Annotated in this window: 10 protein-coding genes and 1 pseudogene; 3 read left to right on the top strand and 8 right to left on the bottom strand. The window is 64.4% G+C overall.

Features of this window, described 5'->3' with window-relative positions:
- Nucleotides 1-236: PIN domain-containing protein (locus tag VZ95_RS27420; protein ID WP_232302723.1), on the top strand; the 236-nt coding region annotated here is incomplete at its 5' end.
- Nucleotides 233-484, top strand: a complete 252-nt coding sequence (locus VZ95_RS17120) for a toxin-antitoxin system HicB family antitoxin (protein ID WP_045776932.1) — start codon at nt 233-235, stop codon at nt 482-484. The genes VZ95_RS27420 and VZ95_RS17120, both read left to right, overlap by 4 nt.
- A 6-nt stretch (nt 485-490) precedes the next feature.
- On the opposite strand, the gene VZ95_RS17115 is transcribed toward VZ95_RS17120, so the two are convergent.
- From VZ95_RS17115 to ftsE, 6 genes are all read right to left on the bottom strand, one after another.
- The gene (locus VZ95_RS17115) at nt 491-1,213 is read right to left on the bottom strand and encodes a lysophospholipid acyltransferase family protein (RefSeq protein WP_045776931.1); all 723 of its coding nucleotides are present in this window, start codon (nt 1,211-1,213) and stop codon (nt 491-493) included.
- The gene (locus tag VZ95_RS17110; RefSeq protein WP_045776930.1) at nt 1,210-1,800 is read right to left on the bottom strand and encodes a YdcF family protein; all 591 of its coding nucleotides are present in this window, start codon (nt 1,798-1,800) and stop codon (nt 1,210-1,212) included. Before VZ95_RS17110 ends, VZ95_RS17115 begins: the two co-directional genes overlap by 4 nt.
- The gene (locus VZ95_RS17105) at nt 1,797-2,339 is read right to left on the bottom strand and encodes an HAD-IIIA family hydrolase (protein WP_045776929.1); all 543 of its coding nucleotides are present in this window, start codon (nt 2,337-2,339) and stop codon (nt 1,797-1,799) included. The genes VZ95_RS17110 and VZ95_RS17105 overlap by 4 nt, the downstream gene beginning before the upstream one ends.
- A gap of 8 nt (nt 2,340-2,347) precedes the next feature.
- Nucleotides 2,348-2,698 carry an FtsX-like permease family protein gene (locus VZ95_RS22340; RefSeq protein WP_052711887.1) on the bottom strand — a complete coding sequence of 117 codons (351 nt, stop codon included), beginning with the start codon at nt 2,696-2,698 and terminating at the stop codon, nt 2,348-2,350.
- 176 nt (nt 2,699-2,874) lie between these two features.
- On the bottom strand, nt 2,875-3,255 hold the full coding sequence (locus VZ95_RS22335; RefSeq protein ID WP_052711886.1) for a hypothetical protein: 381 nt from the start codon (nt 3,253-3,255) through the stop codon (nt 2,875-2,877).
- Nucleotides 3,252-3,956 (bottom strand): cell division ATP-binding protein FtsE, encoded by a 705-nt coding sequence (gene ftsE, locus VZ95_RS17095; RefSeq protein WP_045776928.1) that lies wholly within the window; start codon nt 3,954-3,956, stop codon nt 3,252-3,254. The genes VZ95_RS22335 and ftsE overlap by 4 nt, the downstream gene beginning before the upstream one ends.
- Nucleotides 3,957-4,113: 157 nt before the next feature.
- Between ftsE and VZ95_RS22330 the strand changes: the two genes are divergently transcribed.
- Complete coding sequence (locus VZ95_RS22330; protein WP_084627879.1) at nt 4,114-5,166, top strand: DUF3426 domain-containing protein; 1,053 nt, start codon at nt 4,114-4,116, stop codon at nt 5,164-5,166.
- A gap of 39 nt (nt 5,167-5,205) precedes the next feature.
- Here the strand turns inward: VZ95_RS22330 and VZ95_RS25895 are convergent, their stop codons facing one another.
- Both VZ95_RS25895 and VZ95_RS23240 read right to left on the bottom strand, forming a co-directional pair.
- Nucleotides 5,206-5,457 (bottom strand): Rossmann-fold NAD(P)-binding domain-containing protein, encoded by a 252-nt coding sequence (locus tag VZ95_RS25895; RefSeq protein WP_052711884.1) that lies wholly within the window; start codon nt 5,455-5,457, stop codon nt 5,206-5,208.
- Nucleotides 5,397-5,644: pseudogene (locus VZ95_RS23240) on the bottom strand (SDR family oxidoreductase); the annotation flags it as partial. The gene VZ95_RS25895 and the pseudogene VZ95_RS23240, both read right to left, overlap by 61 nt.

Genomic DNA, 5,644 nt, shown 5'->3' with positions numbered 1-5,644 from the left:
CGACAAGTGCCGTTACGAACTTCTTAGACTATCTCGCGGGTCTGGTTGAACCCGTGCAGCTTCATTATCTCTGGCGCCCCCAACTTGGTGATGTCGCCGATGAAATGGTCTTGGAAACGGCCATCAACGGGACCGCTGACTGTATCGTGACGTTCAACACTCGCCATTTTGGCCCGGCCACCCGCTTCGGTATCGAAGCGATCTGGCCTGAGGAAGCTTTACGGAGGATTCGATGACCAAAGCCAATTACGCCTTAAGGCTTCAACCATCCCTGAAAGCCGCCGCCGAACGTATGGCCCAGGCCGACGGCACCAGCCTGAACCAGTTCATCAATGTCGCCGTCGCTGAAAAACTGTCGGCGCTGAACACCGAGCAGTTTTTCAAAGACCGGGCTCAAGGGGCTTCGCGTGACGCGTTCTTGGGCTTTCTCGACGGGGCGGGCGATGCGCCCCCCAACGACGGCGACCGAATTAAACCTGCCTAATCGCCGTTATTTCGCCCGTGCTTCTGCCTCCAGCCGCGCCGTTGCGGTTTCGATGGCGTCTTCCAGCGCCGCCATGAACGGGCCGCGCGCTTCCGGCGAGACGGTGAGGGCGGGCAGAACCTCGAACACCACGGTGCCGGGATACTTCAAGAAGGCATTGCGCCCCCAGAACAGGCCGGAATTCAACGCGACCGGCACCACGGGCGCGCCGCTGAGGCGGGCGAGATGCTGCACGCCAGAGCGATACGGGCGGTGCGCGCCGGGGTCCGTTCGGGTGCCTTGCGGGAAGATGATGACGGCGCGGCCCTGGGCCAAAATCGGTAAGGCCGCCCGCCCGACGCTTTTCATCGCCTTCTGCCCCGCGCCGCGCGTCACAGCGATCTGCTGAAAGCGCCACAGGTAGTAGCCGAAGACCGGGACGAACAGCAGCTCGCGCTTAAAAATGAAAGCCGGGCGCGGCGCTAGCACGTGCAAGGCCATCGTCTCGAAGGCCGATTGATGTTTCGCCGCGAGAATAAACCCGCCTTTCGGCAAATTCTCCCGCCCGCGTATTTCGAAGCGAATGGTGCAGATCACCCGCAGCAGCACCAAAACACCGTGAACCCAAAGATCGACAACCCACCAAGCCGCCGCGCGCGGCAGCAGTGTGACGGGCAGCAGCAGAACCGCAGTCAGACAAAACCAAAGAACGAAACACACGTTAAAGAGTGTGGACCGCAGAACGATCATGCTTCCCCCGGACGAAGTAAGGCGCGCGCCCAGGCACGCAAAAGCTTGTGATATTCACTGAGCAGCAGAACCATTCCATCGGACCGCACCCCGGCCCCTTCCGGATAGCCGGGCGGAAACACCGGATGCGGAATGATCGTCAGGTCCGGCGCGGCCCGGCGCAGTTCGAACAGGCTACGCGGCATATGGTAGGCGGCGGTCACGAGCCGGATCGAGTGTACCTGCGCCGCCCGCACCCACGCCGCCGTTTCCGCCGCATTGCCCAAAGTATTGGCCGCCGCGTAGCCGAGCACGACACAGCAATCGATCTGCGCTTTGCCTAAGGGGCCGAAGCTCGCCAGTTCTTCCGGCTCTACGTCAGGGTTGACGCCGGAGATGAACACGCGCTTCGCGAGCCCCTGGGCTTGCAGTTTCAGGCCGGTCGAAAGCCGTTGCCGCCCGCCGGTCAGCACGACAATCGCCTCGGTCGTCGTGGAGTCGGTGGCGGCTTGCGTCGGCACTTGGGCGAGAAAGGCGGCAAAACCCGCGCCATAGCCGAGCGCCAAAACCGCCCCCAAAATCGCCAAGCGCCGCCGCAATCGGATCATGCCGATGCCCCAAGATCGGCCAGCGCCTCGGCAAGGGTCGCGAAGGCCGGAAGCTCGGGCCGCGCGATCGCCGAAGCCCGGCCCTTGCCGGTTAGCACCAATCGAAACGCCACCGCCGCCGCCTGCGCCGCCTCGGCATCAGTAACGGCATCGCCGATAAACAGCGTTTCGGCGGGCGAAACCCGGTGCTGGCGCATCGCTTCGAGCAGCATGCCGGGGCCGGGTTTGCGACGGTCGCTCAGGCCATCGCGGGCATCGGGAGCGATATGGACCGATACTAAACGCCCGCCCGCCGCCGCTATCGCCGTGATGAGTTTCGTTTGAATGGCGCAAAACTCGGCCTTGCTGACGTGCCCGCGCCCCAGGATCCCCTGATTCGTGACCAGCGCCACCGCCCGCCCCGACCGGCTATAGGCCGCCAGCGCGGCAATCGCTTCGGGAATGAGGGCAAGATCGTCGCGGTGGCGCACACTCGCGGGCCGGTCTTCGTTCAGAACACCGTCACGGTCGAGCAGGAGTAAGCGGGGAAAGCGCGTCATCACAAACCTTACGGCAATCGCGCGAGCCCGCGCAGCGCCGCAAGATAAGCGGCACCCGCCGCTAAAATCGAGAGGGCAAAGGGCAGCAGGATAATCCACACCCAATCGAGCGCCGCCAACTGCACGCCGCGCAGCAGGGCAGGGGCTCCGGCGGCGCTGGTCAGGAACATCGGCAACAGCAGCAAAACCGCCACCGCCAGGATCGAGCCGACGCAGGCGCCCAACAGCGCGCGCCCCATCGTTTGCCGGGCAAGCCCGCCCGCGATATAGCCGTCGCGCGCGCCGATCAGGTGCAGCACCTCGATCACATCCTGCTGCACCGCCAGCGACGTGCGGGTGGCGAACAGCACCGTCAGCACCGCCGCACCACCGATGACGGCCAGAACCGCCGCCGCCAGCCAACGCGCTGCCGTCGCCGCGCGGCGGATTGGCTCCAGCCACGTCAGATGATCTTGATAGCGCGTGCCGGGAACGGTTTTCAGCGCTGTGCGGATCGCGTCTTGCGCGGCGACCGAGGGATCGACCGTGACGGCAATCAGGCGCGGAATCGGTAGTTCCGCTGCACCCGTGAGTTCACCCAGCCAGGGCGCGACCAGCGCCGCCCCGGCTTCGGCGGCAGCGGTTGCGCCAAGAGAACGCCCGGTTGCGCTAAAAGAAGCTTCGTCGCCGCCTCAACGCGCTGGGAAACCTCCGCCGCATCGGGGCCGGGGAGCACTTGCACCGTCGCCGAGCCTGTGACTTCGCGGTCCCAAGATTGCGCGCCTCGGTTCACCGCAAGCGCGCCGGCAAGGGCGAGAAGGGCCAGCAGCGTCATGATGGCAACGATGGCGGGCAGGAAGCGCCCGCCTTCATCCGCCCGCAGCGGCAGTGGGTGCCCCAAACCGGGGAGATGCCCGGAAACCAAGGGAAATTTCATGGCGTAGCCCCACTCATCTCGGCCCCGAACGGGTTGGAGCCGGGGGGCAACAAATGCACCTCGCCTTGCTCTACGTGCAGTACCGGGTGCGGGAAGCGGCTGATGAGTTGCTGATTATGGGTAGCGAACACAATCGTCGTGCCGACCTTGTTCATTTCCTCGAAAAGGTGCAACAGACGCACAGCGATGCGATCATCGACATTGCCGGTCGGCTCGTCGGCCAGCAGCAGATCGGGGCGGGCGATGACGGCGCGGGCGATGGCGACGCGCTGTTGCTGCCCGCCGGAAAGCTGAGCCGGGCGGGCGTTCACCTGCTGCTTGAGCCCCACCCAACTGAGGAGTTCTGCCACATGGGCGTCAATCTCCGCCGAACTATGCCCGGCGATGCGCAGCGGCAAGGCGACGTTTTCCAGCGCGGTCAGATGATCGAGCAGGCGGAAGTCTTGAAACACCACACCGATGCGGCGGCGCAGATCCGGGCGCTCGGCGCGCGCCAGCGTCACCACATCGCGCCCGAACAGCGAGAAGGTGCCGCGCGTCGGCTTTTGCGCCAGATACATCAGGCGCAAAAGCGTGGTTTTGCCCGCGCCCGACGCGCCGGTGAGGAAATGAAACGAGCCGGGGGCCAGGTGGAAGCTGACATCGCGCAGAACTTCCGGCCCGGTCCCATAGCGCATCCCGACGTTATCAAAGGTAAGCATGTCTCTCCAGGTGCCGCCGCGTTTCTCGCCCGTTGGTGCAAGAGGGCAGGAAAAATCTGCGGGTTTCAAGCGATTGTGCAGAAAGGCGACGCGGATTTCTTGCCGTCGCGTCTTCCGGTTCGTATAAGTTAGGCAACCGAAATCGGGTAAAAATGCGATGATATTGAACTGTCCCTCCTGTGCGACCCGCTGGACTGTCAATTCGACCGACCTGGCCAACCCTGGCCGGATGGTCCGTTGCTCCAACTGCGGCCACACATGGCTACCCGAAACTCAGTCGGAGGAGGCTGCCCTTCCGGCGTTCTTCTCGGCCACGCCTGAACCGGCAACGCCCGGTGCCGCGCGCCCGAAGGCAGGCGCGCCCGATGCCGCGTCCATTGTGCGCCCGCCCGCCGGCGGCCGATCGATGGATGAGGATTTCGATGCGTTCCTGAATGCGCCGATTGCGTCCGGCCCCGAAGCCGATTTGCCGTCGATGGATTTCCTCTCAGCGATGGCGGATGCGGCGGCGGATGCCAAAACCAGCCCGGCTTCGAACGAATCGATCATCGCCCGCAGCCTGTTCTCGATGGATGACGATGCGGATGAGCCTTCGGTTCCGGCAAAATCCCGCGCGTCCCGCGCCCTGCCGCCCGCCGAAGAGATGGTGAGCGCCGGGGCCTTGCGCGATAAGATCAAAGGCGCCGACGAAGAGTTCGGCGACTTCACGCCGCCACCGCTGAACCCGCCGATCAAGAATCGCAAGGGCGCTGCGGGTCATTCCGGGGCGGTTGCGTCGCGCCGGGGCGCGGGCTCGCCGCTCGGCTGGGCGCTGCTGCTGCTGATCTTCTCCGGCACTCTCGCTGGGCTCTATTTCGGGCGCACCAAGATCGTCGAAACTTGGCCCCCCGCCGCCATCGCCTATGCCAAAGCCGGGCTGCCGGTCGGCTTCCCCGGCGAAGGTTTCGATCTGTCGAACGTCGCCTCCACCCGCCGGGATGATGTGGGGATGCTGGTGATCGAAGGCCGCGTCTTGAATACGACCAACGCCGCCAAACCCGCGCCGAAGCTGAAAGCCATCGTTAGCGGGGCGAACGATCAAGTTCTAAAAGAATGGGTCTTCGCCGGCACCCCGCCGACCCTCGCCCCGAACTCCGCCGAGCCGTTCAAGGTGGAGTTAAAAGATCTGCCGCAAGCGGCGGATAAGCTGGTGGTGACGTTCAGCGAGTAAGAAAAGCCCCCCGATCCAAAAATCGGGGGGTTCCTTTTTTTAAAGGAAAATATCGGGGTAGAGCGGCGCACTCGGATCGACGGCATAGCCGGAGAGATCCGTCACCCCAGCGCTAGCAAGAACCTCATCATCGATGAAGAAGTTACCCGTGGTGCTTTTGCCGTCGCGGGTCAGGATGACGTGCGCCGCATCGGCGACAATCTCCGGCGTGCGGCCGTTGCGGGCGGAGATCAGCCTTCGCCCTCGCCCAGCATCGCGAGCGCCGCCGTGGCGATGATCGTGCGCGGCCACAGGGCGTTCACCCCGACGCGGCCGCGAAACTCGCCCGCCATGCCGAGCACGCATAGGCTCATACCGTATTTCGCCATCGTATAGGCGACGTGCGGCGCGAACCATTTTCGCTTCATGTTCAGCGGCGGCGAGAGCATGAGGATATGAGGGTTTTGCGCCTTCAGCAGTTCCGGCAGGCAGGCTTGCG

It is taken from the genome of Elstera litoralis (assembly GCF_000963705.1).
GTDB classification, from domain to species: domain Bacteria; phylum Pseudomonadota; class Alphaproteobacteria; order Elsterales; family Elsteraceae; genus Elstera; species Elstera litoralis.
Note: the sequence above shows the minus strand (reverse complement) of the source record. Positions and strands in the feature narration are given on the sequence as shown.